The sequence below is a fragment of the Galbibacter kalidii genome (genome assembly GCF_026241135.1).
Taxonomy (GTDB): Bacteria; Bacteroidota; Bacteroidia; order Flavobacteriales; family Flavobacteriaceae; genus Galbibacter.
Map to the genome: position 1 here is coordinate 118694 of NZ_JAPFGA010000006.1, position 24833 is coordinate 143526.

Genomic DNA, 24833 nt, shown 5'->3' on the forward strand with positions numbered 1-24833 from the left:
ACCCCGAGGTAGTTGATTCTTTACATCGAAAGCTTTTCATATTTATTCATCATTTGGACACCGTGAACCAAGGTCGCGCCACTTTCGATAGCAGCTCCTGCATGTACGGCTTCCATCATTTCCTCTTTGGTGATACCACGTTGCAGTCCGTCTTTTGTGTAGGCGTCGATACAATACGGGCATTTAACCACATGTGATACGGCCAAGGCAATCAATGATTTTTCCCTGGCGGAAAGTGCGCCTTCTTCAAAAACCTTTCCGTAGTATTCAAAAAATTTATCACCAAGCTCTTTACTCCATTCAGTGATAGAGCTGAATTTTTTTAGATCGGCAGGATCATAATATGTCTTTTTCATGATTTCTTGTTATAAATTAGTGTTCAATCTATAAAAGTAAAAGAAATAAAGATGAGTTCAGTTTTAATTCCTGAAAAAGGGCTTTACATTGTTATGGACGACATAATTCAGTACACCTTACAAATAGAACACATATAAGCGACGGATTTGGAGCCATAATGGGACTTAATATGTGTTTTCAATATATCAAACACGCCATATATACGCTATATACACGCTATAAATACGCTATAATCATATCGAATCCATGGTTTATAACGGTTTTAATTCCGTGACCGGGGGAAGGTAGAGGCAAAGCTTTGAAGCTTCCATAAAATCACTATCTTTCAGAATTCAAAAAAATAGAAAGAAAGATGAGTAAAGTTTTTCAATGGGCCATCATCATATCGCTTGGTGGCTTTTTGTTTGGTTTTGATACGGCCGTTATTTCCGGGGCGGAACAATCGATTCAACAAGTATGGGGATTAAGTGATCTCATGCATGGATTTTCCATCGCAGTTGCTTTATACGGGACTTTAGTAGGTGCTATTTTTGGCGGATTCCCATCGGATAGAATGGGGAGGAGAAAAACTTTATTTTGGATTGCAATCCTGTTTTTGGCTTCGGCTGTGGGTTCTGCCCTTGCACCGGAGGTCTATTCCTTTATTACGTTTCGATTTATAGGGGGGATTGCTGTTGGGGCTTCCTCAGTTACTGCTCCAATCTATATTTCTGAGATATCACAAGCGAAAAACCGGGGGAAATTAGTGGCTTCTTTTCAGTTGAATCTGGTTTTGGGTATTCTTATGGCTTATGTGTCCAATTATATTATCAGTTTATTGAATTTGGAAAGTGCATGGCGTTGGATGCTGGGTGTAGAGGCTCTCCCTGCTTTGGCTTTTGCTTTGTTGGTGAGGAAACTGCCACGGAGTCCGCGTTGGGTGCTTGCAAAATTGGGTGCTGAAGAAGAGGCAGTCGAGACCTTAAAAAGTATTAATGAAGAGAACTATCGTGAAGAATTGGAAGCGATCAAAGAATCGCTGAATGAAGACAAAGAAAAAACTTCCCTTAAAGAGCGTTTCTTTTCCATGAAATTCAGCTTCCTTATTCTTTTAGCGTTTCTGTTTGCGTTTTTCAATCAGCTTTCAGGAATCAATTCCGTGATCTATTTCGCACCGCGGATTTTTGCCGATGCAGGATTGGGGAGTGAGTCCTCTATGCTTTCCACAGTAGGGATTGGTATTGTAAACCTCGTTTTTACGATGTTGGGAATGTACCTGATCGATCGTAGTGGGAGGAAAAAATTGATGTACATAGGTTCCATAGGCTATATTATTTCCCTGTTTTTTATCGGAAGGGCTTTTGATACCGGAAATACCGGAGGAAGTATCGTGCCGGTATTGTCATTTCTTTTTATAGCTTCTCATGCCATTGGGCAAGGGGCGGTGATCTGGGTGTTTATTTCAGAAATATTCCCAAACAGGATCAGGGCTTATGGAATGTCCCTCGGGAGTTCAACCCATTGGGTTTTTGCGGCATTGATCACTAACTTTTTTCCATACTTTACCAAGAGCGTTGGTCCGTCAGTCATTTTTTACTTTTTCTGCGGAATGATGGTCTTGCAATTATTGTTCGTTATCTTTCTGATGCCGGAGACCAAAGGAAAGTCATTGGAAGGATTATCTAAAATACTACTAAGAAAATAAAGGGGCTTATTTTTATGAAGTGAGAAAAAAGCGCATGCTGTTTTAAGAATCTATTATTTTAAGTGTTAAATATAATATAAGGGCAGGTGAGTTAATTCAATTTTATTTAACTTAATCCTCTGAAAAATACCGAGATATCGCTGTTTAGAAGAAAACTTTGAGTAGTAGATGAAATAAAAACTTAAGGAGAAATAATGAACATATTGCTTTTTGGCATAGCAAGGGAGATTGTAGGGGGAGATTCATTAAAAGTGGAATCCAATAATGAAATTGGTAATGTAAAGCAATTAAAATCGTATCTTACCAATAACTACCCCAAACTGAACAAGTTGTCTTCATTCGCCATTGCGGTAAACAATAAATACGCACAGGAAGAAACAGCGATAGGAAGTTCAGATGAAGTTGCTTTGATTCCACCTGTAAGCGGAGGATGACATGATAGCACATAAAAAACATACACTATCCTGCCTATGGTAGGATTTGTGTCTTTATAAAGACCGGATTAACCACCAAACCAAAGGAGAAAAATGCTGATAGATAATCACAATAGAGTCATAAATTACTTGCGATTGGCCGTTACAGACCGTTGTAATCTGCGTTGCAATTATTGTATGCCTGCAGAAGGGATTGATTTTGCAAAGAGGGATAATCTGTTCACTATGGAAGAGTTGTGTGAGCTGAGCAGTATTTTGGTGTCACAGGGGATAGACAAAATCCGTTTAACGGGCGGGGAACCTTTTGTGAGAAAAGACCTGATGACGCTTTTCCGGCACCTGTCAACCTTGGAAGGCTTGAAAGATATTTCGGTAACGACCAATGCTACCATCATAGGACCTTATATTGATGAATTAAAATCCCTGGGCATTAAAGATATCAACGTGAGTTTGGATGCCATCAACAAGGAGGTTTTTGAACGCATTACCCGTCGTAAGCAATATGATATTGTATATGAAAACCTGATCAGATTGATCACTGAAGGTTTTAATGTTCGGGTCAATTTTATTGTGCTAGACGGACAAAATGTGGAGGAGATACTTCCTGTTTTAGAACTTACTAAATATTATGATGTTTCCGTGCGGTTTTTGGAGGAGATGCCTTTTAATGGAGGCTCCAAAAATTTCAACACTATAAAGTGGGATTACAAAACCATTTATGAATATATAGCCGGGCATTTTCCGGAAATAGAAAAATTAAAGTCGCATAAAACATCGACTTCCATCAACTACAAAATAAAAGGACATAAAGGCACATTCGGACTGATTCCTTCATTTTCAAGAACTTTTTGTGGCAATTGCAACCGCCTGCGGATCTCTGCTACCGGGGATGTGATTACCTGCCTATATGGAAAACCGAGGATGAATATCCGTGATATCATGAGAGGGGAAAATTCAGAAGAAGAAGTGAAGAGTCACATCATAGCAGCCGTTGGCAGTCGTTCAAAAACCGGATTTGAAGAACAACAGCAGTACAAAGGGGTGTTCAACAATTCCATGACTTCTATAGGAGGGTAAAAGAATTTTTCCTAATTTAAGAGATGAATGGATGCATAGAATGGTGTCACCCTAAGTAATGTCATGCTGAGCTTGTCGAAGTACAGTCAAAGGTTTGGAAAAATAGGCTTCGACCCCCGACGGGGGCAGTCTGACAATTTGATAAATAAACTACAAACAGGAATCAGCACGTTAAAATAATATCAGAAAGAAGATGAGTGAACAATTATCACATATCAACGAACACGGAGAAGCGGCTATGGTCGATGTTTCCCATAAAGATAAAACAGCCCGGGTAGCGGTAGCTTCGGGGAAAGTGGTTTTCCCAAAAGCGGTGTTTTCTATGCTGAAAGAAAATCATTTTTCAAATAAAAAAGGAAGTATTATCCAAACGGCAGTGATTGCCGGGATACAAGCGGTAAAAAAAACAGCCGATCTGATTCCACTTTGCCATCAATTGGCCTTATCAAAAATTAAAATTGATATTGAACCCGGAAAAGACTTGCTGGCTATCCGATGTACAGTAAAATGCAACGAACGAACAGGAGTGGAGATGGAGGCATTGACAGGAGTTTCGGTGAGTGCGCTTACCATTTACGATATGTGCAAGGCCTTGTCGCACGATATCAAGATTTCCGATATTCAGTTGGAAGAGAAAACAGGAGGAAAAAATGACTTCAGCAGATAAACTATACGGATTGGTTCTTTGCGGTGGAAAAAGCACCCGTATGGGCAGTGATAAAAGCCTAATTGCTTATCACGGAATTCCGCAGCGAATCCATTTGTGTCAATTGCTGGAAAAAGCCTGTGATAAGGTGTTTATGAGTATCAGGAAAGATCAAAAAGGGGAGTTTTCAGATACTTCCAATTTTATTGTAGATCAAGATATTCACAAAGGTCCCTACAACGGTTTGTTGAGTGCACATGAATATGATAAAAATGTGGCTTGGTTGGTGTTGGCATGCGACTTACCTTTGATAGATGAAGAAGCCATACAGGCCTTGGTAAAAAAAAGAGATCGGCAAAGGTATGCCACAGCCTACGCCTTGCTGAGTAGGAAGTTACCTGAACCGCTTTGTGCGATATGGGAATCAAAAGCATTGGCGGAATCTAAATGCCGTTTGGCAGAAGGAAAGGGTTTTGGTCCGAGGAAATTTTTATTGGATCACGGCGTTAAAATGATATATCCGAAGCGATCTTCTGTGTTGATGAATGCAAATTCAGCAGAAGAATATAATGAAGCGATACAAAAACTGAAGATAGTTGAAAACAAATAGGTACATAAGACAAACCATCTTAAAGGGTTTTGGGGCAGAAGCCCAAAGCAAGTTAAAGAATGCCAAAGTTTTGGTGGTGGGCGCCGGCGGATTGGGCGTTCCCGTTTTGCAATACCTCAATGCGATGGGGATTGGAACCTTGGGAATTGTCGAGAACGATACGGTAGATTTGTCCAATTTACAACGTCAGGTGTTGTATGGCGAAGCTGATGTAGGCTTGTCTAAATTAGAGGTTGCCAAAATGAAATTGATGGATCAAAATTCGGAAACGGATATCAATGCCCATGAAACCTTCTTGAATCGGGAAAATGCCTTGGAGATCATAGAAGAATATGATGTAGTAGTCGATGCGACTGATAATTTCCCGACGAGATACCTCATTAACGATGCTTGTGTGATTTTGAAAAAGCCATTTGTATATGGGGCTCTGCATGAATTTGAAGGACAAATAAGCGTGTTTAATTACAAAGGAGGTCCCACCTACCGCTGTTTGTTTCCTACAATGCCGGGAAAAGATGAGGTTCCCGACTGTAACGAAAACGGGGTTTTGGGGATCATTCCCGGAATCATAGGAAATTTGCAGGCTTTGGAGACCGTAAAAGTGATCACTGGGATTGGGGAAGTATTGTCCGGACAGTTGCTGATCTTTGACGGATTGCAACAGGAATACCGAAAGTTTCATTTAGACGTACAAGAAGAAAACCTGAAAAGAACCGAATTGGAAGAAAGTTATGAAGCCATTTCCTGTGATGTGGGTGCACTCATTTCCGTAGCGGATTTTTCTACCTTACTGAATACCAAAACCGGAATCCAGATTATCGATGTGCGCACAACCGAAGAATTTGAAAACTTCCATTTTGAAGGCGCAAACAATATTCCGTTACAACAATTGCCGGAAAGGATAAACGAGATAGACATTTCTAAACCTGCATATTTGGTGTGTCAATCGGGTATAAGAAGCACCAAGGCTTTACAAATATTAAAACCGGTATTAGATATCGATCTTTTCGAATTGGAAGGAGGCATAAATAAGTACTTGCAGTATGCAGTTAACACCTGAATCCCTCGTTATACTGGGAATAAGCTTTTTTATCATAGCCGTTTTATATTCTTCAGTTGGATTTGGAGGAGGGTCCAGCTATTTGGCCTTGTTGACCTTGTTCTTTGCCAGTTTTTTTGTGATTCGTTCCGTAGCTTTGGTATGTAATTTAGTGGTGGTCTCGGGGAGTACGATTTTGTATTACCGAAGAGGGCATTTTGATATAAAAAAATTCGTACCTTTTGTGGTGACAAGTATTCCTTTGGCATTTTTAGGAGCGTCATACCGGCTTGAAGAATACATTTTTTTCATAATTTTAGGTATCGCTTTGATGATATCAGCAATTTCTTTGGGTGCTCAAAGTGTAAAGGAAAAACGTAAAAGAATTAGGCTGACGGCCAAGAAATATCCTTGGTGGATTACCTGTGCCTTGGGAGCAGCAATCGGATTTTTATCCGGCTTGGTTGGTATTGGAGGCGGAATATTTCTGGCGCCAATACTCAATCACATGCGATGGGATTTTTCCATAAAAGTAGCGGCATTGGCGAGTTTCTTTATTTTGGTGAATTCCATTTCGGGTATAGCAGGCTTGGTTACAAACGATATGTTTGTTTTTCCGTGGAAAGAAGGCTTGATCCTGTTGGCAATTGTGTTTGTTGGCGGACAAATAGGAATTCGCATCAGTTTGAATAAACTCAGCGGGAAAAGTATAAAACTACTCACTGCTGTGTTGGTGTTTTTGGTAGGCCTTCGGGTATTACTGAATAATGGTTTGGGACTAATCAATATTTAAAAAAACAAAGAGATGATTTCTTTTGAAGAAGCGTATGAAAAAGTAATGGAAAATACTTTTTCCTTCGGGGTTGAAAAAACATTACTTACACATAGTAGGGGAAGGGTTTTAGCTGAAGATGTTTTGGCAGACAGGGACTCCCCTCCCTTTAACCGATCGACCAAAGATGGAATAACCATTAATTATAAAGCTATTGAAGATGGACAAAAAGCCTTTAAAATTGAAGGGGTGATAGCTGCAGGAACAGCCAAAACCCAATTAAAAGATTCAGCAAATTGTTTGGAGATCATGACAGGGGCGGTATTGCCGGACAATGCCGATACGGTAGTGATGTATGAAGATATTGAGATAAATGATGGTGTTGCAACCCTAAAAAAAGAGGTTGTAAAAGGACAGAATATCCATCGACAAGGAAGCGATGTTAAACAAGGAGAAGTCATCATCAAAAAAAACACAAAGATAACAGCTGCTGAAATTGGTATTCTGGCATCAGTGGGAAAAGTGGAAGTTTCCGTAAAGGAATTACCAAAAATTACACTGATCTCTACGGGGAATGAGTTGGTTGCGGTACACGAAAAGCCACTACCACATCAAATAAGGGGGTCGAACACATTATCACTGCACGCTCTTTTGGAAACAGAAAATATCCATGCAGAGCACCTGCATCTGGATGATGAAAAAGAAAGTATCAAGAACAATTTGAGGGAATTGTTTGGTGAAAATGATGTTTTGATGCTAAGTGGAGGTGTCTCCAGAGGCAAGTTTGACTATATCCCGGAAGTGTTGGATGAATTGGGAGTGGAAAAAGTATTCCACAAGGTAAAACAACGCCCGGGAAAACCTTTTTGGTTCGGTTTGCATAAGGCGAGCAAAACTATCATTTTCTCTTTTCCCGGAAATCCGGTGTCGACCTTTGCCAATTATCACGTCTATTTTAAAGATTGGCTGTACAAGGCTATGGAAATTCCCGCAGAATCAAAGTCTGCCATATTGATGAATGAGGTGGAGAACGATTCTCCTTTGACCTTGTTTGTGAGGGTGAAATTAAAAACGGAAGCTGAAAAATTACACGCTTTTCTAATCAGTGAAAATGGCTCGGGAGATTTGAGCAGTTTGGCACATACCGACGGTTTTATACGATTGTCGCCCGATAAGAAAAAATATGAAAAAGGAACAGTGGTGCCGTGTATACTATCCAGATATAATTAAAAGATGACACACGAATTCAAAAAAATACTGGAAACACACCTCAAGGCAAAAGCCAAAGGCACGAAAACGGTTTTGGCAACAGTGGTAGCACTCGATGGCTCGTCTTACCGAAGACCCGGAGTGCGAATGCTCATCCGCGAAGACGGAAAAATGACCGGAGCCGTGAGCGGAGGTTGTGTTGAAAAAGAAGTTTTCAGGCAAAGTCAGTCCGTTTTTGAAACAGATATGCCAAAATTAATGACCTACGATGGGCGCTATCGTTTGGGCTGTGAAGGCGTGTTGTATATTCTGATTGAACCTTTTTTGATTGATCCGGAATTTTATCAAGCCTTTGTGGAAGCAGAAGAAAACAGGACTCCGTTTACCATCACTTCCTATTTTGGTGAAAAAGAAGAATCCTCAGCTGATTTCGGTTCTTTTATTACATTTTCAGAAGCGAAAAGCTTTGGTTTTTCAGAAAATGAAGTAGACACAACCAACAAAAAAGGATTGAACACCTTCTCTCAGGAATTAGAACCTTCCTTAAAACTGATTATCATCGGTGCCGAACACGATGCCGTACAGCTGTGTTTGATGGCATCTTTATGTGGGTGGGAAATAACTATTGTTGCTTCAGAAAGCGATCCAAAGACCTTGATGAACTTCCCCGGAGCTAAAAATATTGAAAATCTGCGTCCGGAAATTTTTGATGCATCGATAATTGATGATAAAACCGCTGTGATGTTGATGACCCATAGTTATACAAAAGACCTTCAATACCTTTTGAAATTGTCAGGGCAACAAATAAAATACCTTGGGATTTTGGGTCCTTCCCGCCGTCGGGAAAAGCTTTTTCAGGAGTTGCTGGAGCGTCTTCCCGAACTGGACGATCGTTTTTTGGACAATATTTACGGTCCGGCAGGGATCAATATTGGGGCAGAGACACCACAGGAGATTGCACTTTCGATCATAGCAGAAATCCTTTCTGTATTCAGGGAGCAAACCACGATTCCGTTGAAGGAAAAGAAAGGAACTATCCACTCCGGGGTAAAATTATAAATATAACCTCTCAACAGCATAACTCCGTAACACCGTAACTTCATAACAATCAATATGAAAACAGCCATTGTTATTCTCGCAGCAGGAGCTTCCACTCGTATGGGACAGCCCAAACAACTTTTGAAGTGGGGGGACACTACCCTTTTGGGACATAGCGTGTTTTTGGTGAGAAATACTGTAGCCGAAGCTCTTTTTGTGGTTTTGGGAGCTAATGCCAAACAGATCAGCAAGACTCTTGATGAGAATGTTGAGGTGTTACTTCATAAAGATTGGGAAAAAGGTCTGGGAACTTCCATCGCTTTTGCAGTATCGGAATTGGAAAAAAAGAATTTCGATGGCTTGCTATTCATCTTGGCAGACCAACCTTTTGTGACAAGCGCCTATCTGAATCAGCTTATAAAAAGCTTCCATAATGACGGAAAAGGGATTGTAGCTTCAAAATTTAATGGAAGGATGGGAGTGCCGGCTATTTTTTCATCGACTTATTTTGAAATGCTCAAAAAACTTAATAGCGATGTTGGCGCCAAGCACATCATTCAATCCCATCAGAATGATTTAAAAACATTTAAAGCCGATGACCTTATTACAGATTTGGATACGATGGAGGATTATGAAAGAGCGCTAAAGGATAAACTGAAGTAATCATGCTTCTCAAAACCAAAAAACCCAGACAAAACTGTCTGGGTTTTTAATGGTGGTGCCTCCAGGAATCGAACCAGGGACACAAGGATTTTCAGTCCTTTGCTCTACCAACTGAGCTAAGGCACCAGTTGTTGCCTGTTTAGCGGGCTTGCCCGCCGAAGAGTCAATGGCTATTGGCTCGTAGGCGGGTGCAAATATAGATGCTAATTTAATATTTGCAAAACAATTTTAGAAAAAATCGGTTTCGTAAATTTACAACTTTAAATTAAAACGATGAATTTAATTATCGATGTTGGAAATTCATTTATTAAAATAGCTGTCTTTAAAGGAAATACCTTGATCGTGGTCGAAAAAACCATCGAAGATGATTTTTTAAAAAATGTCTCAAAATTTTTTAACGATTATCTGGGGATCGAGGAAATCGCAGTTTCTTCGGTGGGAAAATTACTGAAGGATCATATCAGGGCACTCAGTGTTTTTGCTCCGGTTACGGTGTTGACCTCCGCTTCAAAAGTGCCTTTTAAAAATGAATATGCAACTCCCGAAACTTTGGGGGTAGATAGGATAGCACTTGTAGCAGCGGCTTTTTATCGGTATAAAATGAAGAATTGTCTGGTCATAGACGCAGGAAGTTGTATTACCTACGATTTTATAGACCGTAACGGAGTTTATAAAGGTGGGGCCATTGCTCCGGGACTGCGGATGCGTTATAGGGCTATGCACGAGTTTACCGAGAATTTACCGCTTATCGATTCGTTTGAATGGGGTAATTTTATCGGGAATACCACCAAAGATTGTATGGTTTCTGGTGTGTTGAACGGTTCTGTTAACGAAATGGATGCTGTAATAGCTCAATATCGGGAAAAATTTAAAGATTTAACAGTTATTTTAACAGGAGGGGATAGCCATTTTTTGTCTAAAAGATTAAAAAGTAGCATATTTGCCCATCCTAATTTCCTCTTAGAGGGGATTAACCATATTTTAGAACTCAATAAGCACTAATGATAAAAAAGATTTTTATTGTAACTGTATTCTTTGTTTGTAGTTACAGTTTTGCACAGGAAGGAAGTGTGTCACCTTATTCATTTTACGGCACGGGAGACCAACGTTTTAAAGGAACAGCGGAAAACCGATCTATGGGAGGGATTAGTGTTTTTACCGATAGTATCCACCTTAATCTTCAAAACCCGGCCTCTTTGGGCAAATTGGGCTTGACGACTTTCGCAGTAGGCGGAGGTTATCAATCCCTGAGTTTGAAAACGGAAATGGCTAAAGAAAGTACTGCAGATGTGACTTTTGATTATGTCGCATTGGGTGTTCCGTTAGGAAATAACATGGGGATGAGTTTTGGTTTAATGCCCTATACGGCTGTAGGATACAAGATTGAAGATATCAATGAAAGCGGTGCTCTGGATCAGTTGAGAAGATTTGAAGGCGAAGGAGGCATAAACAAAGCATTTTTTGCCCTTGGATATAATTTCCTGAATAATTTCAGTGTGGGCGGTCAGGTGAATTTCAACTTTGGAGATATAAAAAATGAGTCAGTTATCTATACTGATGGGGTGCAATATGGAAGTAAAATTGTAAATCAATCGCAATATAGTGGATTTGATTTCAAATTTTCCTTAAATTACGACGCCAAATTAACCAAGAGTTTAGAATTGCAGTCGTATTTGGCTTATGTGCCGGCTACGAAAGTAACCTCAAGCAACTCGAGGGTGATATCTACTATTGTTAGGAACTCACAAGGGATAGACGTTCCCACTGCTGTTGAAGAAGTGGATTTAGCAAGATGGGGGCTTCATTCAACATATTTGGAGCTATCAGATGTGTATTCCTTTGGTTTGGGTGTTGGGAAAAAGTTTAATTGGTTTGTAGGAGGAGAGTTTGAGTATACAACAAACAGCGAATTCAGGAATGATTTCTATACTCCAATAAATGGAACCTATGAAGATGGTGAACGCTTTGCAGCGGGAGCATTTTGGATTCCTGACTATGATTCTTTTACAAGTTATTGGAAAAGAGTAACTTATAGGGTCGGATTGAAGAACGAAAGAACAGGAATGATAGTAAATAATGTACCGGTACACGACTTTGGCATGTCTTTTGGATTAGGTTTACCACTTAGAGGTTTTTCCAATGCGAATGTAGGTGTTGAATTTGGTAAACGAGGAAGTACATTCCAAGGAAGAGTCGAAGAGAACTATTTTAATGTTTTCATAAGTTTGTCGTTGAACGACTTATGGTTCAGAAAGAATTTAATTAGATAAGAATAAATTACGTTAACCTATAAAATTAGATAAATGAAAAAGAGAATTTTAATCTTAGTAGGTGTTTTGGGGGTTGTCTTTTATAGTTATGGACAGGCCCAGAACCCGGAATGTCCGCAAAACCTTTCTATTTTTGCAGAGCATGCCAAAGTGAAAAATTATGATTCTGCATACGAACCTTGGAAAATGGTTTATGATAACTGTCCTACATTACACTATGCAATATATCATTATGGAGAAAAGATATTAAAGGATAAAATTGAAAAGGATCCGGCCAATAAAGAGAAGTATATAAAAACACTGACAGAGCTTTATAAATCGGCTCCTCAAAATTTCCCTAAACGATATACTGTAGTGGGAAGTTTGATTGACGCTGCCTTATTGAAATATAATTATAAGCTAGGGACAAATGAAGAGATTTATGGGCTTTTAGATAAAGCGTATAAAACAAACAGGGATGATTTTAAAAACCCTAAGGCTTTGTATTTGTATTTCTCTACCTTGGTTGATATGAATGCTGCCGGAAAGAAAGATCTTCAAGAGGTTTTTGACACCTATGATGATGTTACCGGAAAGATAGAAGAGGAAAACCAAGAATTGGCGGAGACTATCGTAAAGTATTTGCCAAAAGAAGAAAAGGGTACAATAACTTCTAAAGAGAAGAAAATTTTGGCAGCGGCTAGACAAAACGGTGCTAACTATGAAAAAATTAGTGGAAGTATCGACGGTAAATTGGGTAAACTGGCCGATTGTGATAACTTGATTCCATTATACAATAAGAATTTTGATGCGCATCAAAATGATGCCAATTGGTTGAAAAGCGCGGCCGGAAGAATGGATTCTAAAGGATGTACCGGTGACCCACTTTTCGTGAAGTTGGTTGAGGCTTTAGATAAAATAGAGCCTTCAGCAAACTCAAAGTACTACCTAGGGTCTTTATATGAAGAGCAAGGTAATAGTACTAAGGCTCTGGAGTTCTACAAGCAGTCTATCGACTTGGAGTCTGATAATGTTAAGAAGGCTAAGAAGCTTATCAACATAGCTTCTAAAGCAAGTAGAAGAGGACAAAAGTCTACCGCTAGAAAATATGCACAACAAGCATTGGACGTAAATCCTGCAAACGGTACTCCTTATTTGATCTTGGCGAATTTGTATGCAAACAGTGCTAACGATTGTGGAAGTACGACTTTCGAAAAGAGAGCGATGTACTGGAAAGCTGAACAAACAGCACGTAGAGCAGGTCAGGTTGACCCGTCCCTAAAAAGTAAAGCTGCGCAGTCGGCTGCTAGTTATAAAGCTAAAGCGCCGAGTAAGCAAGATATATTTAGCTCTGGTATGGCCGGAAAAACCATCAAATTTAATTGTTGGGTTGGAGGTAGCGTAAAAGTACCTAATTTATAAGATGAAACACCGTATTAAATATACACTATACAACATTGTCACAGTTTTTGCTGTGACAATGTTTTTTTCATGCGAGGGTAATCTGAAGGAGGTTCAACAGATGAATACCGCGAATAAAAACCCCACAGGAGTAGCTGAAAATTTTATATTGAAATATACCGATTCAACCAAACTAAAAGCCATTGTTTCCGGTCCCGTTTATGAAGACTTCGGAAATCAAACCTTTCCTTATCAGAAATTCCCCGAAGGCTTGCACGTCGACTTTTTTGATGAGAATAATCAAAAAAGTAGCATTTCAGCCGATTATGGTATCATTTACAGCGATACCAAATTGATCGATCTAAAAGGGAATGTAGTGTTGGAAACCCACGACGGAAAAAAATTGGAAGCCCCACAATTGTATTGGGATCAAAACAACGAATGGATATTCACCGAAGGTACATATACATTCACCAGCCCAGACTTGAATATGACCGGAGTGGGTATCGACTTCAATAAAGAATTTACGGTGGTGAGCTCTCACGGTAACACGGGGAGTGCCATAGTAGAAGAAAAAGAGTAGCTGCAATAGATTTATTGTCAACTTTCCCATTCCATTTATGTATATTTACAATGAAAAGATTGATGTCTTTTGATCGAAGAAAATTATAGTTTTCCATAATATGAAGTATTTTAAGATTTTTGAAATTGCCTATCTCGTTATAGCGGTGGTGTCTATTTATGAGGTGGTGCAAGAGTGGAATAATGACCGCAACAGAGCCTACCTTTTTGTGCTGTTTGCCGTAATTTCTATAGGAATGTTCTTTTTCAGAAGGTATTACCGTAAGAAATTTAAAGAAAGGCAAAATAAAAAATAGATGTCGCTCTTCGTTGTCATTATTGTTTCCTTGTTGCTTTCCGCTTTCTTTTCGGGAATGGAGATAGCCTATATATCCTCCAATAAGATTCATATTGAAATAGAGAAGAAACAGGATGGGGTCTTGGCAAAGATCCTGACCCGGTTGACCAAAAAACCATCAAAATTTATCGCAACCATGTTGGTGGGTAATAATATTGCCTTGGTGGTCTATGGAATGTACATGGGAGAGATCATCATCAATAATATGTATCCCGAATATGTCGGGATTAAAAACCTTCCATTTAATATTATTTTTGTGCAAACGGTGATCTCGACACTGATTATTTTGATCACGGCCGAATTTTTACCGAAAGTATTCTTTCAGATCTATGCCAACACTTTATTGAAGCTTTTTGCGATTCCGGCTTTTTTGTTCTATTGGTTGTTTTCCTTTGTTTCTTCCTTTGTTATTTGGATTTCAGACGTTTTGTTGAAAGTCTTTTTTAAGACTGATGGCGATGAGGTTCAACTGGCTTTTACCAAGGTGGAGTTGGGCGATTATATTTCTGAACAAATGGAAGCTGCCGACGAAGAAGACGATCTTGATTCTGAGATTCAACTCTTTCAGAATGCCTTGGAGTTTTCCGAAGTAAAAGCACGGGAAGTGATGATTCCCCGAACCGAAATAACAGCTGTAGAACTGCACGAATCACCTAAGGGCTTGGGAGTGATTTTCACCGAAACCGGATATTCAAAAATCTTGGTGTACAAAGATACCATAGACGATATCATTGGATATGTACATGCTTTCGATCTTTTCAAGAAACCTAAAGGCATAAAAAATGTGATGATGCCGGTTGAATATGTGCCCGAAACGATGCTGATCAGTGATGTGTTGGAGATACTTACCAAAAAAAGAAAAAGTATCGCCATTGTTTTGGATGAATATGGAGGCACTTCAGGAATGATGACTGTGGAAGACATTGTGGAAGAACTTTTCGGGGAAATTGAAGACGAACATGATATCGTAGAATTTGAAGAAGAGCAGATTAGCGAGACCGAGTTTAAATTTTCTGCTCGATTAGAGGTTGATCATGTCAATGAAACCTATAAATTAAATTTACCTGAAGAGGAAAATTATGAGACTTTGGGCGGACTTATTGTAAATCATATCGGGGAGATTCCACCTAAAGGAGAAGTGGTAACCATAGGCGAGTATCAATTTACCATTTTGGAGGTGAGTAACACAAAAATAGACATCCTTCACCTCAAAGTGTTGAATGAACTCCTTTAAACTTTTTCCAATTGGCTAAAAATTGCTCTTTTAAGCCTGCTTATCGCTTTTTTTTCCTTCCGTAGCGCTGCTATGCAACTCAAAAAAAACTTCAATCAGACTCAAAATAACTAATTTTTATTTCAATCAAAAAATTTAAATGAGTTCAGTGAGGAATAAAAAACCACAATAATTGTACCCACAGGTTTTTATGGTTTAATTGGTATTATTATAAAAAAGTGGTATTTTCGCCCACCGTAATTTTATAAATTGTATTGATAGATGGCAGTTTTAGAAAAAATTAGAAGTCGATCGTTATTCCTGATCCTGGTTATAGGATTGGCTTTGTTTGCATTTGTTATTTCCGGGGTTTTTACCAATAATACCGGAACCGGAAAAACAACCGTAGGAGAAGTAAATGGAGAGAGCATTTCACGACAGGATTTTGCCTACAAGGTGGAGAATGCTACAAGAAGACTAGGACCAAACGCAACCACAGTACAAGTGGTAAATCAGGTTTGGGAACAAGAAGTGAGAGGAATTGTCCTAAAGCAACAGTTTGAAGAACTGGGCATCAATATTGAAAAAGATCAAATATTGGAAGTAGTAAAAGCAAATCCTGCTTTTGCAGATGACCCTACTTTCCAAAATGAAGCCGGTGTTTTTGACGAAGGAAAATTTATAGAATTCATTGCCGACCTTAAAGCCAACAATCCGGCAGGATACCAACAATGGCAATTACAGGAAGACGTGTTGATCAACGGATCAAAAGAACAATCGTATTTCAATTTGGTGAAAGCCGGAGTAGGCTCAACTTTAAAAGAAGGGGAATTGGCATATCACTTAGAGAATGATAAAGTGGATATTAAATACGTAAAAGTTCCTTACACATCGATTCCGGATAGTACCGTGACTGTTTCAAACAGTGAGATTGAGACCTATGTAAAAGACCACAAAAAAGAATTTACCCAAGATGCATCAAGAGATATCCGTTATGTATATTTTGAAGAAAAAGCTTCTGATGAGGATATCGAAAAAATAGAAAATGATTTGGCAGCCTTGTTGAATAGCAGTGTTGTGTATAATGAAGCAACTCAGAAAAATGACACCGTAGCGGGATTCAAGGCAACAAATGACCTTCAGGATTTTGTAAACAGAAATTCTGATATTAAATACGATACGACATACGTTACCAAAGCAGCCCTTCCGGCAGCTTATGCCGACACATTATACAACATGGCAGTAGGAGAAGTTTTTGGACCGTTCAAGGACGGAGACTATTACAAACTGAGCCGTATGGTAGACAAAAAGCAAGGAGGCTCTGTAAAAGCGAGCCATATTTTGATCTCTTACGATGGTTCAGGAGCGCAACCAAAAGAATCCAGAACAAAAGAAGAGGCAGCGGCAAAAGCTAAAGATATCCTGAGTCAAGTAAAAGCAAATCCGGATGATTTTACTGCTTTGGCATTAGAGCATTCGGAAGATCCCGGTTCTGCTACAAGAGGAGGAACCTATGACAATATTCCGGAAGGACAAATGGTTCCAGAATTCAACGATTATATCTTCGGAAATCCTGTAGGATCCATCGGTTTGGTTGAAACAGATTTTGGTTTCCATATCATCAAAGTTGACGATAAATACGACGTTGTTCAATTGGCGACTATCGCAAGAGAAATCGAGCCTTCAGAAAAAACAATAAGCGATTTGTTTACTGAGACCACTAAGTTCCACATGGCAGCTTCAGAAGGTGATTTTGGTGAAGTGGCTAAAAGTTCAGATTACAGTGTTCGCCCTGTGAACAAAATCAAAGCTTTTGATGAAAACATTCCCGGAATAGGAAATCAGCGTAGCATTGTACAATGGGCATATAATACCGATACAGATGTTGGAGACGTAAAGCGTTTCAACACAACGAACGGTTATGCTATTGCGCAGTTGACTGCAAAAAGAAAAGAAGGTTTGGCTACAGCCAAAGACGCAGCGGCGAAAGTGCTTCCTATTTTGAGAAAGCAGAAGAAAGCCGCCATGATCAAAGAAAATAACACCGGGAAATCATTTAATGAACTGGCAGAGAGCAACAGTGCAAAGATTTTTACGGCTACCGGACTTACCATGAAAACCCCGACAATTACAGGAGCAGGTAGAGAGCCTAAGGTTGTAGGTGTGGCTATGGGATTGAGCAAAGATGAAAGTTCAGACTTGATCGAAGGTGAAGATGGTGTGTATATGGTGACGGTAACCAAAAAAGACATAGCACCATCGCTTGATAATTACAGCACTTATGCCAATACTCAAAAAACATTGAACAGAAACAGAGCAGGCTTTGCGGCTTATAACGCATTAAAAGATGCTGCTGAAATCGAAGACGAAAGAGCAGACATCTATTAAAATATTAAAATAACAACGTATCAATTCAAGCTAACTCAAATAATTAACGTTGGAAAAGCTCCTCAGTAATGAGGGGCTTTTTTTGACATAGGATTGTAGGAGATATGACGTAGGATAGCATGAGTTCGATTTAAAAAAATGTAAACCATTAAGGAGTTAAGGGGATTAAGGTATTTCATTAAGCAACTTAATGTCTTAAAGATTCTTTAAACCTTTTCAGATATTTAATTTTAATAATCGAACTCAGGATAGAGAAGGAGTATGATGGATTGCTCCCTTTGTCTAAAGCTAAACTCCGAAGGATGAAAATAATACCAACCTCGTATTTTAAACTCCGCTAGGAGCGCAATCCTAATAGAGAATAACGTAATGCCATATTTTTTAAGCCCCGTTAGGGGCGCAATATTAATAGATGTGATAATGCCAATCCCATATTTTAAGCTCCGCTAGGAGCGCAATATTCATAGCGTTGTTTTTTTATAATATCATTTCGTGATAGGAAAGAATGGTATTGTATCCTTTTCCCATAAAATAGGAATGGATATAAGCACGTTCTCCTGTAGCGAGGATAAAATCACCACCCCAAGCCCCAAGACTCTTAATACTACCGTTAAAATCGCTGAAATGAAGGTCTTTTACCTTTGGGAGTCCGATGATCGAAGCAATGATATCCTCATGCTGATTGATAAGCTTTTCAAAATCGGATAAGGATTTCGTTTTCAACATAGCTTCGGTGATCCCGGAAATGTTTTTTATAGCCTGTTCTTTTTTACGTGTGTTAGTATGATCCCGATATCGGGCAATCCCCTCACGGCTGTTTTGCTTTTTGTTGAGGTGAACAAAAAAAAGTGAGTTTGAAAAACCAGATTTAAAATCAACCGGAGTTACTGTGGGGTGATTTTTATGAAGCTGATAGGTAAGAGCGCCATTGCTTTGTGCGCAGGCGATATCATATCCACTTCCTGAAAAACTGTCGAAAAGCAATTGAAAAGCATCCACTTCTGCCCATGAGGCTATGTTGTTGATCAGGGTTGAAGACGAGCCCAAACCCCAATCCTGAGGGAAGTCCAATGTTGTGGTCACTTCGATTCCCGCTGTGTTTGAAAGAAACTCCGGATTCAGTTTTTTTGCTGCTGAAAGAATGTTTGCCAAAGTTTTGGCGGTTTTTTCATCTGTACTATTGGAAATATGAAGGCTATTGATGTCAATTTCAGCTTCAAACCAGATTTTTCCTTGGTGGCTAATCCCCGTCCATCGAATGTATTTTCCTTTTGTTGCCAAAATGCGGAGCGATTGCCCGAATTTAGTCGGCAATGCCAGACTCAAAGCACCATCGAGCACCACATATTCTCCACTTATCAAAAGTTTGCCGTTACTGTGGTAGTGCTTTGTCATTTTTGGGTTCTTAGCTTGTTGAATTCCTCGATCACACTGCTGTGTGTCACGGTTTTGTTTTTGAAAATGTTGATAATGTGCTTTTTCTCATCATTCGTAGCCCCCAATTGGTTGAGGATATTGACCAGATGCATTTTCATATGCCCTTTTTGAATGCCGTCGGTGATTAGGGAGCGCACCGCAGCAAAATTTTGCGCCAAACCGGCTACGGCGGTAATCTCCATCAGGTTTTTTGCTGATGGATTCCCCAGCATTTCCAATGAAAGTTTAACCAAGGGGTGCAAGCGTGTTAATCCGCCTACAGTTCCGAGAGCCAAAGGAATTTCAATCCAAAACCTAAAAGTATCACCTTCTATGGCGGCATGAGTCAGACTTCGGTATTGTCCGCTTTTGGACGCATAGGCATGTGCTCCAGCTTCAATAGCCCTAAAATCGTTTCCGGTAGCCAAAACCACAGCGTCAATTCCGTTCATGATCCCTTTGTTGTGGGTTACTGCCCTGAAAGGTTCGGCATTAGCAATGGCTACTGCGCGAACAAATTTTTCGGCAAACTCCATCGGACTGATATCCTTATCCCCGTTCAATTCGTCGACCTTACAGCTTACTTCAGCACGTACGAGGCAATTCGGCACATAATTGGAAAGGATGCTCATCACGATCTGAATGTCTTTCTCTTCAGCAGAAAAAACAGTGTTCTTTTGAGCTTCTTCTTTAAAGGTTTCAGCAATTTTTTCAAGACAGGTGTTGATAAAATTGGCGCCCATGGCATCCAAAGTTTCAAAAGTACAGTGCAACTGAAAGTAATCCTCCAACTCAGCCGTTTTGTCTTTCAGCTCAATATTTTTGATACCACCCCCGCGGTTCCGCATGTTTTGGGTAATGCTTGCTGTGGCTTTGTCTATTGTTGACTTTACATTTTTGAAGAAATCACGTAGTTTTTCCTTGTCGCCTTTGTAGATAAAATGAATTTGTCCGACTTTTTCTGTGCTCAACACTTCCGCCTTGAACCCGCCGCGTTCCGACCAGTATTTAGCGGCTTTTCCGGCAGCGGCTACCACCGAACTTTCCTCAATCGCCATGGGGATGGTATATGACTTTCCGTTGATTGAAAAATTAGGAGCAATGCCCAGGGGCAAATAGAAGTTTGAAATGGTATTTTCTATGAATTCGTCGTGGAGGAGTTGCAGTTTCTCGTCTGCATTCCAGTATTTTTTCAATATTTCAACACCTTCCTTTTTGTTGGAAAAATGATTTTCCGCCAGCCATGCTATTTTTTCAGATTTCGAAAGCTTTGAAAATCCGTTAACAGGTTTCTTCATTATTTTAGTTCTCCGATTTTAAAAAGCAAAGATAACGTAAGAGTATGTTTAAACTGATTTCAATTGGCTAAAAAAATGCCCTTTTTGCCCCATATTTGTCTTTTTATCCCCTCGTAGCTATGGCTATGAGGCTCAAAAAAGTCTTCATATAGAACAAAAATCATCATTTTTCGCTTCAATCAAACCAGTTTAAACATACTCTAAGGGCGGCACTTCAATCTTCGAATTTTAAAACTCCCTATTATGCTTGTATCAGGGTTTACTTTGCCAAAATATGTCCTGACTACCTTTCCTTGGGAGAGGTAAGAACTACCATTTTAGGCAGTTCTGGGTAAGGTAAAATAAAAGCCCTTAAAAGGGTTCATATGTGTCTTATGATTTTAAAACGAGTGCTTGTGCAATGGTTGCTGTTATGTGCTTGCTTCTTGTCCACTTTTAGGGTTGACTTTTTCAAGAAAAACAAATTCAATTTTTTCATTGATTCGTTGTCTTTGGAATTCAGTATATCCAAGTTTATTATAAAGGAATAAATTTTTGTCACTTTTGTGTCCGGTAAACAACTCAAATCGTTTTACGAAATCAAACTTGGATTCAATCGCTTGCATTAGTTTTGCCCCCAATCCCTGATTTCTAAAATTTTTATTCACAACTAACCTTCCAATTTTACAGGTGTCCTGATCCACATGACCTCGAACAGAACCAATAATCCGATTTTCAGTCTCTATTTTTAAGAATGTCTCTTTTTCAAAATCCCTCTCAATTGATTCTAATGTTTGGGTTAGTGGCGGAATTTCAAAGTCATTATATATCTCAGCTTCATCCAGATAACAGCTTTTCTGTAATTCCAAGATTTCTGAGAGGTCTTTTTTTCGGGCTAAAACTATTTCCATTGTAGTTGTTTTTTTGCAGCTTGCACATAAAGGCCTGCGGCTATGAGCTGTGGCGTGGTTCTCGCAACTAATTTAGCAAAAATGAACCGTGCCATAGGAAAATCCGCAGGATTTTCCGAGTGGGCAGGTCGCAAGCCATTGCTTATGAGCCGCTGTAAGGTACAGTTTTTATTCCATTACCAATATTCAAAAATTCGAGATATTTTTCCGTTTTCAAATTCGAAAAGTGTCATTTGTGGTTCTCCATCTATGATTTCGCCATCTTTTCTTTCAACAAAGCTTTTTTGAACAACCACAGCGTTTAGTCCGATAATTTTGTTAATTATTTTTATATCCACGACTCTGCCGTTATAGCGTCCATTTTTTTGATTCCTGACAGATCCGTTATACAAATCCTCCCTTGTATAAGTCCCTCCATATTTTGGATGAACATATTCAAAGTCATCTGTAAAAAGCTCAAAGACTCTATCAATATCTTCGATTGTTGAGTTTGCTTGAAACATTTTAAAGTTCAAATCATAATATTTCTTAACAACAGTATTTAATGAATCCTTATGGGCTTTGGTGGCATCTTGTGCGATAACGTGGTTAATTGCAAAAAGAAGTGAAAAAATAGAAATTGAAATTTTCAAATGTGTTTTCATATCAGATTTTGTTGTTTTAAGTTGTGCGTTCGTTTTTCATTTTCAACAATTGAGTTTATAAAGTCATTTAAGTGCAGCTCTTTCCATTTTAGAAACTACCGAATTTAGGTTCTCAATTGCTTTTTCTTTTATCGTTTCAATTCCGACATTTAGTTGCTCAAATTTTTCCTTTGTGAAATAGCTTATTGAGCAGTCTTAAAATTTCCGAAAACCATAGAGGTAAGTAATAATCCGATTCCAATTCCCATAAATGAGCCTTTTGCTAAATCAGTTAATTCTATAAATTGCGATAATATTTGAGAAGTCGCAATTACAAACATTCCAACAGATATAAGAATTAATGTTTTTCTTTTCGTTATTTTTTTCATTTTATTGTGATTTTTATAATTAGTATTCCGATTTTAATAATTTGTTATAAGCTTTTCTCTATTAGTTCGTTAAACTCATTAATTAAACCTGAACCTTTCTTTCCATCAACTTGAGTTAACCCGTATTCAGCTAATGGTTTTACTTTTTCAGGGTTGCCGAAGTGGTCGTGCATTCTGGCAAGAAATAATGCCGTTCTTATTTTTGTCATTGGGATATGCTTCCATACTTTCTTTTCTTCTATATCACTAGGGCTAATATTGAAAAAATTCTCTCTCCAGTCATTGTACGAATTAAAATAATCTTGTCCTCTTGTCTCAAATAGCCTAATTATATTTTTGAATACTTTGCTTTCTTCCAGTTCGGATTTAGGAAAATTCCACCAATAATCTGATTCACTTTCTGGCGTTAACCGAGTTCTAAATTCAAGATCCCAAGTTTTAAGTTTCTTGGGTTCTTTATTTTTATTCAGTTTTATGAAATCGAAATAAATTCCAATCTCAATACAAAATTTTCCACCTGCACTCGATGGTTGTATTGTCAGAACTTTTGTAATAGGTTTACCAACCTTTACGAAGTTGAAACCAGACCCTTTCCATCCGTTCGCTCTTAAATAAGGGGCTAATTTTATTGTCACAATTTTCTTAAAATCTGATGAATTCATTCTGCTCGGATATGAATTTTCTTGAGCTTTTGACGCTACACTTGATTTTCCGAAAAGCTTTTTCAATATGCTCATATAATATCTATCTTCGTTAGCCTAATTGCTCATAACGCTTCTCAAATATGACATCGGCGAGGATTTTGGAACACGTTTTTATCCAACCGAAACAAAAAGCTGAAACGAAGACGGAATGCTGGTCGCGAAACGAATCGCCCCGCTGTACTATATTTGATGTTACCACTCATAATTCTTAATTATTCACAATTGAAAATTATCTCATTTTCGGTTTTTCGTTTCAATTTTCCAGCCCAAGAAATAGTTTCTCTTTTATTATCAACGACTAACCTGTTGTTTTCTATTAGAATACTTTCTTCTGGTGCGAAAATAACCACCCTTTTGACATACCATATTTCTTCATTAATTATTGCAAGCGCATTTTTATTAGTGACAAACAAATTGTTTTGCTCGCCACCTGATAATTTTAATAATGTCCTATGTAAAATTGTACTATCATTTATTGATTCAGCATGTATGGGGTCGAAACCCTTAAATTTGGGGTATTGGTTAAAATTGAGTGTGATTTTTATTCCTTGTTGAGAATTAAATTCTTCATAAGAAACTTTTTGTTCCAAAACTTTTTGTTTAGTGTGATAATCACTTAATTTATAATACATTAAACCTATTTCAAGTTCTTCTTTTTGTGGTTTAAACTTTGATGTGAAAAAATCATATAGAGATAAGGTTCCGGAATAATATTCACTTTGCCAATCATCAAATTTTGAGTTAAGAATGAAGCACATTGCCATGCCTGCCGCAAGATGCCTGTTTCTTAAATTATTCCGTCCATAAAATGGCGTAGTCAAGATTCCCCAAAAATGCTTTTGATTGTAATTGCCCTTTATGGTCTCATTGAAGGGGGCGAATTGGTTATAAAACTTGTATTCACAATAAAATGCGGGACCTTCCAAATTTTCAACAGCTTCTTCATACCCAATGTAGTCGTCCCCGATGATCTGTTCCCTCTTTAACCTGCTACTATAAAACTGGTTCAACAACTTCTGAAACTTGGCGCTATCATGTTCAAAGCACATACTGTAAAGTATTTTTTGTTCATATAGTTTTATGCCATCGTTTATGTGATTTTCAGGGTAAGTCAATAAAACAGAGGGATTATCAAAAGCTATTTTCTTAATAAAGTTGCGCTGGTATGTATGATGTAATTCGTGAAAGAGTTCAGCAAACACTTCCTCAACACACGAATATCGACTTTCTCCATAATTAATAATAGCCGTTAATGTTCCGTTAATTTCCGTTTGGGTTGTTCCAAATAGTTGTAGATCTTCCTGCTTACCAATATACAATTTGTCCGAAAGCTTTGTAAAGCCTTTAGGAGGGTTTGGATGTTTATATAATAAGGCTGACCCATTAACTCTATACATGCAAACAGGAGAAAGTTTCATACCTTCCCATATTTTACCTTTTGCATCTTCAGCATTTTTATAAAAATCTACAACAGATGTTATATATAAGCTGTCAATTGCGGTTGGTTGTCCTTGCGCGTTTGATATAGACTGGCTAAACAACAATAAATAGGCAAATACAAGAAGTTTGAGTTTCAATTGTTTCATATTCCTGTTTATAATTTTTCTTATGGGGTGGTAACTTATTTATACCCCCAATATAATACTGCATATCCCTCTAAAACCGGATGGATATGTACAATGGCATGTATTTCTCCTTCAAATATAACCTTTTTCCTTTTTGATTTAAAAGTTAGCTTTGCGCTTCTTTTTTGCTTTGCGTAAAAACATCCGCCTTACTTTTTCACGCAAAGGACCGCAAAGATTTAACCGCAA

At 38.5% G+C, this 24833-nt stretch carries 25 protein-coding genes and 1 tRNA gene; 17 read left to right on the plus strand and 9 right to left on the minus strand.

The genetic code is table 11. From position 1 onward, the window contains the following. Positions 1–20: 20 nt before the first annotated feature. Entirely contained in the window at positions 21–356 is a 336-nt protein-coding gene (locus OOZ15_RS08295) for an arsenosugar biosynthesis-associated peroxidase-like protein (RefSeq protein WP_265955745.1), read from the minus strand. Between the two features lie 353 nt (positions 357–709). Here OOZ15_RS08295 and OOZ15_RS08300 point away from each other — a divergent pair, with 353 nt between their 5' ends. From OOZ15_RS08300 to OOZ15_RS08345, 10 genes are all read left to right on the plus strand, one after another. Continuing rightward, the gene (locus OOZ15_RS08300; RefSeq protein WP_265955746.1) at positions 710–2041 is read left to right on the plus strand and encodes a sugar porter family MFS transporter; all 1332 of its coding nucleotides are present in this window, start codon (positions 710–712) and stop codon (positions 2039–2041) included. 194 nt (positions 2042–2235) lie between these two features. Then, positions 2236–2475: a molybdopterin converting factor subunit 1 gene (moaD, locus tag OOZ15_RS08305; protein ID WP_265955747.1), complete on the plus strand. Its 240-nt coding sequence runs from the start codon at positions 2236–2238 to the stop codon at positions 2473–2475. A gap of 93 nt (positions 2476–2568) precedes the next feature. Continuing rightward, positions 2569–3552 (plus strand): GTP 3',8-cyclase MoaA, encoded by a 984-nt coding sequence (gene moaA / locus OOZ15_RS08310; protein ID WP_265955748.1) that lies wholly within the window; start codon positions 2569–2571, stop codon positions 3550–3552. A 193-nt stretch (positions 3553–3745) separates the two neighbouring features. Continuing rightward, positions 3746–4219 (plus strand): cyclic pyranopterin monophosphate synthase MoaC, encoded by a 474-nt coding sequence (gene moaC, locus OOZ15_RS08315; protein ID WP_265955749.1) that lies wholly within the window; start codon positions 3746–3748, stop codon positions 4217–4219. Then, positions 4203–4808 (plus strand): NTP transferase domain-containing protein, encoded by a 606-nt coding sequence (locus OOZ15_RS08320; RefSeq protein WP_265955750.1) that lies wholly within the window; start codon positions 4203–4205, stop codon positions 4806–4808. Before moaC ends, OOZ15_RS08320 begins: the two co-directional genes overlap by 17 nt. Further along, the gene (gene moeB, locus OOZ15_RS08325) at positions 4795–5868 is read left to right on the plus strand and encodes a HesA/MoeB/ThiF family protein (protein WP_265955751.1); all 1074 of its coding nucleotides are present in this window, start codon (positions 4795–4797) and stop codon (positions 5866–5868) included. Before OOZ15_RS08320 ends, moeB begins: the two co-directional genes overlap by 14 nt. Further along, positions 5852–6640: a sulfite exporter TauE/SafE family protein gene (locus OOZ15_RS08330; RefSeq protein WP_265955752.1), complete on the plus strand. Its 789-nt coding sequence runs from the start codon at positions 5852–5854 to the stop codon at positions 6638–6640. The genes moeB and OOZ15_RS08330 overlap by 17 nt, the downstream gene beginning before the upstream one ends. 12 nt (positions 6641–6652) lie before the next feature. Beyond that, the gene (locus tag OOZ15_RS08335; protein ID WP_265955753.1) at positions 6653–7849 is read left to right on the plus strand and encodes a molybdopterin molybdotransferase MoeA; all 1197 of its coding nucleotides are present in this window, start codon (positions 6653–6655) and stop codon (positions 7847–7849) included. A 3-nt stretch (positions 7850–7852) separates the two neighbouring features. Continuing rightward, the gene (locus OOZ15_RS08340; RefSeq protein WP_265955754.1) at positions 7853–8887 is read left to right on the plus strand and encodes an XdhC family protein; all 1035 of its coding nucleotides are present in this window, start codon (positions 7853–7855) and stop codon (positions 8885–8887) included. Between the two features lie 54 nt (positions 8888–8941). Then, the gene (locus tag OOZ15_RS08345) at positions 8942–9529 is read left to right on the plus strand and encodes a nucleotidyltransferase family protein (RefSeq protein WP_265955755.1); all 588 of its coding nucleotides are present in this window, start codon (positions 8942–8944) and stop codon (positions 9527–9529) included. A gap of 50 nt (positions 9530–9579) precedes the next feature. Here OOZ15_RS08345 and OOZ15_RS08350 read toward each other — a convergent pair. Beyond that, positions 9580–9655, minus strand: a tRNA-Phe gene (locus OOZ15_RS08350). 147 nt (positions 9656–9802) lie between these two features. Between OOZ15_RS08350 and OOZ15_RS08355 the strand changes: the two genes are divergently transcribed. From OOZ15_RS08355 to OOZ15_RS08385, 7 genes are all read left to right on the plus strand, one after another. Beyond that, positions 9803–10531, plus strand: a complete 729-nt coding sequence (locus OOZ15_RS08355) for a type III pantothenate kinase (protein ID WP_265955756.1) — start codon at positions 9803–9805, stop codon at positions 10529–10531. Next, the gene (gene bamG, locus OOZ15_RS08360; RefSeq protein WP_265955757.1) at positions 10531–11799 is read left to right on the plus strand and encodes a BamG family beta-barrel-assembly machinery protein; all 1269 of its coding nucleotides are present in this window, start codon (positions 10531–10533) and stop codon (positions 11797–11799) included. Before OOZ15_RS08355 ends, bamG begins: the two co-directional genes overlap by 1 nt. A 33-nt stretch (positions 11800–11832) precedes the next feature. Beyond that, positions 11833–13200 (plus strand): tetratricopeptide repeat protein, encoded by a 1368-nt coding sequence (locus OOZ15_RS08365; protein WP_265955758.1) that lies wholly within the window; start codon positions 11833–11835, stop codon positions 13198–13200. A 1-nt stretch (position 13201) separates the two neighbouring features. Then, positions 13202–13762: an LPS export ABC transporter periplasmic protein LptC gene (gene lptC, locus OOZ15_RS08370; protein WP_265955759.1), complete on the plus strand. Its 561-nt coding sequence runs from the start codon at positions 13202–13204 to the stop codon at positions 13760–13762. A 100-nt stretch (positions 13763–13862) separates the two neighbouring features. Next, the gene (locus OOZ15_RS08375; RefSeq protein ID WP_265955760.1) at positions 13863–14057 is read left to right on the plus strand and encodes a DUF6526 family protein; all 195 of its coding nucleotides are present in this window, start codon (positions 13863–13865) and stop codon (positions 14055–14057) included. Then, positions 14058–15332: a hemolysin family protein gene (locus OOZ15_RS08380; protein ID WP_265955761.1), complete on the plus strand. Its 1275-nt coding sequence runs from the start codon at positions 14058–14060 to the stop codon at positions 15330–15332. It begins immediately after the preceding gene. A gap of 261 nt (positions 15333–15593) precedes the next feature. Further along, positions 15594–17699 (plus strand): peptidylprolyl isomerase, encoded by a 2106-nt coding sequence (locus OOZ15_RS08385; RefSeq protein ID WP_265955762.1) that lies wholly within the window; start codon positions 15594–15596, stop codon positions 17697–17699. A gap of 477 nt (positions 17700–18176) precedes the next feature. Here OOZ15_RS08385 and OOZ15_RS08390 read toward each other — a convergent pair whose 3' ends face one another. The 7 genes from OOZ15_RS08390 to OOZ15_RS08420 all read right to left on the minus strand — a co-directional run bounded on the left by OOZ15_RS08390 (position 18177) and on the right by OOZ15_RS08420 (position 24605). Next, positions 18177–19094 carry a GYDIA family GHMP kinase gene (locus tag OOZ15_RS08390; protein WP_265955763.1) on the minus strand — a complete coding sequence of 306 codons (918 nt, stop codon included), beginning with the start codon at positions 19092–19094 and terminating at the stop codon, positions 18177–18179. Next, the gene (locus OOZ15_RS08395) at positions 19091–20413 is read right to left on the minus strand and encodes a hydroxymethylglutaryl-CoA reductase, degradative (protein WP_265955764.1); all 1323 of its coding nucleotides are present in this window, start codon (positions 20411–20413) and stop codon (positions 19091–19093) included. The genes OOZ15_RS08390 and OOZ15_RS08395 overlap by 4 nt, the downstream gene beginning before the upstream one ends. Positions 20414–20823: 410 nt before the next feature. Further along, positions 20824–21261: a GNAT family N-acetyltransferase gene (locus OOZ15_RS08400; protein ID WP_265955765.1), complete on the minus strand. Its 438-nt coding sequence runs from the start codon at positions 21259–21261 to the stop codon at positions 20824–20826. Positions 21262–21479: 218 nt separating this feature from the next. Then, positions 21480–21947, minus strand: coding sequence for a nuclear transport factor 2 family protein (locus OOZ15_RS08405; RefSeq protein ID WP_265955766.1), 468 nt, complete (start codon positions 21945–21947; stop codon positions 21480–21482). Positions 21948–22129: 182 nt separating this feature from the next. Beyond that, entirely contained in the window at positions 22130–22315 is a 186-nt protein-coding gene (locus tag OOZ15_RS08410) for a hypothetical protein (protein ID WP_265955768.1), read from the minus strand. Between the two features lie 44 nt (positions 22316–22359). Then, positions 22360–23052, minus strand: a complete 693-nt coding sequence (locus OOZ15_RS08415; protein ID WP_265955770.1) for a DUF4304 domain-containing protein — start codon at positions 23050–23052, stop codon at positions 22360–22362. A gap of 179 nt (positions 23053–23231) precedes the next feature. After that, positions 23232–24605, minus strand: coding sequence for a hypothetical protein (locus OOZ15_RS08420; RefSeq protein ID WP_265955771.1), 1374 nt, complete (start codon positions 24603–24605; stop codon positions 23232–23234). Between the last annotated feature and the right edge of the window lie 228 nt (positions 24606–24833).

Excerpts from the sequence above, each read along its gene's own strand:
- OOZ15_RS08295 (WP_265955745.1), bottom strand. The coding sequence starts at position 356 with ATGAAAAAGACATATTATGATCCTGCCGATCTAAAAAAATTCAGCTCT.
- OOZ15_RS08300 (WP_265955746.1), top strand. The coding sequence starts at position 710 with ATGAGTAAAGTTTTTCAATGGGCCATCATCATATCGCTTGGTGGCTTT.
- moaD (WP_265955747.1), top strand. The coding sequence starts at position 2,236 with ATGAACATATTGCTTTTTGGCATAGCAAGGGAGATTGTAGGGGGAGAT.
- moaA (WP_265955748.1), top strand. The coding sequence starts at position 2,569 with ATGCTGATAGATAATCACAATAGAGTCATAAATTACTTGCGATTGGCC.
- moaC (WP_265955749.1), top strand. The coding sequence starts at position 3,746 with ATGAGTGAACAATTATCACATATCAACGAACACGGAGAAGCGGCTATG.
- OOZ15_RS08320 (WP_265955750.1), top strand. The coding sequence starts at position 4,203 with ATGACTTCAGCAGATAAACTATACGGATTGGTTCTTTGCGGTGGAAAA.
- OOZ15_RS08330 (WP_265955752.1), top strand. The coding sequence starts at position 5,852 with ATGCAGTTAACACCTGAATCCCTCGTTATACTGGGAATAAGCTTTTTT.
- OOZ15_RS08335 (WP_265955753.1), top strand. The coding sequence starts at position 6,653 with ATGATTTCTTTTGAAGAAGCGTATGAAAAAGTAATGGAAAATACTTTT.
- OOZ15_RS08340 (WP_265955754.1), top strand. The coding sequence starts at position 7,853 with ATGACACACGAATTCAAAAAAATACTGGAAACACACCTCAAGGCAAAA.
- OOZ15_RS08345 (WP_265955755.1), top strand. The coding sequence starts at position 8,942 with ATGAAAACAGCCATTGTTATTCTCGCAGCAGGAGCTTCCACTCGTATG.
- OOZ15_RS08355 (WP_265955756.1), top strand. The coding sequence starts at position 9,803 with ATGAATTTAATTATCGATGTTGGAAATTCATTTATTAAAATAGCTGTC.
- bamG (WP_265955757.1), top strand. The coding sequence starts at position 10,531 with ATGATAAAAAAGATTTTTATTGTAACTGTATTCTTTGTTTGTAGTTAC.
- OOZ15_RS08365 (WP_265955758.1), top strand. The coding sequence starts at position 11,833 with ATGAAAAAGAGAATTTTAATCTTAGTAGGTGTTTTGGGGGTTGTCTTT.
- lptC (WP_265955759.1), top strand. The coding sequence starts at position 13,202 with ATGAAACACCGTATTAAATATACACTATACAACATTGTCACAGTTTTT.
- OOZ15_RS08375 (WP_265955760.1), top strand. The coding sequence starts at position 13,863 with ATGAAGTATTTTAAGATTTTTGAAATTGCCTATCTCGTTATAGCGGTG.
- OOZ15_RS08380 (WP_265955761.1), top strand. The coding sequence starts at position 14,058 with ATGTCGCTCTTCGTTGTCATTATTGTTTCCTTGTTGCTTTCCGCTTTC.
- OOZ15_RS08385 (WP_265955762.1), top strand. The coding sequence starts at position 15,594 with ATGGCAGTTTTAGAAAAAATTAGAAGTCGATCGTTATTCCTGATCCTG.
- OOZ15_RS08390 (WP_265955763.1), bottom strand. The coding sequence starts at position 19,094 with ATGACAAAGCACTACCACAGTAACGGCAAACTTTTGATAAGTGGAGAA.
- OOZ15_RS08395 (WP_265955764.1), bottom strand. The coding sequence starts at position 20,413 with ATGAAGAAACCTGTTAACGGATTTTCAAAGCTTTCGAAATCTGAAAAA.
- OOZ15_RS08405 (WP_265955766.1), bottom strand. The coding sequence starts at position 21,947 with ATGAAAACACATTTGAAAATTTCAATTTCTATTTTTTCACTTCTTTTT.
- OOZ15_RS08410 (WP_265955768.1), bottom strand. The coding sequence starts at position 22,315 with ATGAAAAAAATAACGAAAAGAAAAACATTAATTCTTATATCTGTTGGA.
- OOZ15_RS08415 (WP_265955770.1), bottom strand. The coding sequence starts at position 23,052 with ATGAGCATATTGAAAAAGCTTTTCGGAAAATCAAGTGTAGCGTCAAAA.
- OOZ15_RS08420 (WP_265955771.1), bottom strand. The coding sequence starts at position 24,605 with ATGAAACAATTGAAACTCAAACTTCTTGTATTTGCCTATTTATTGTTG.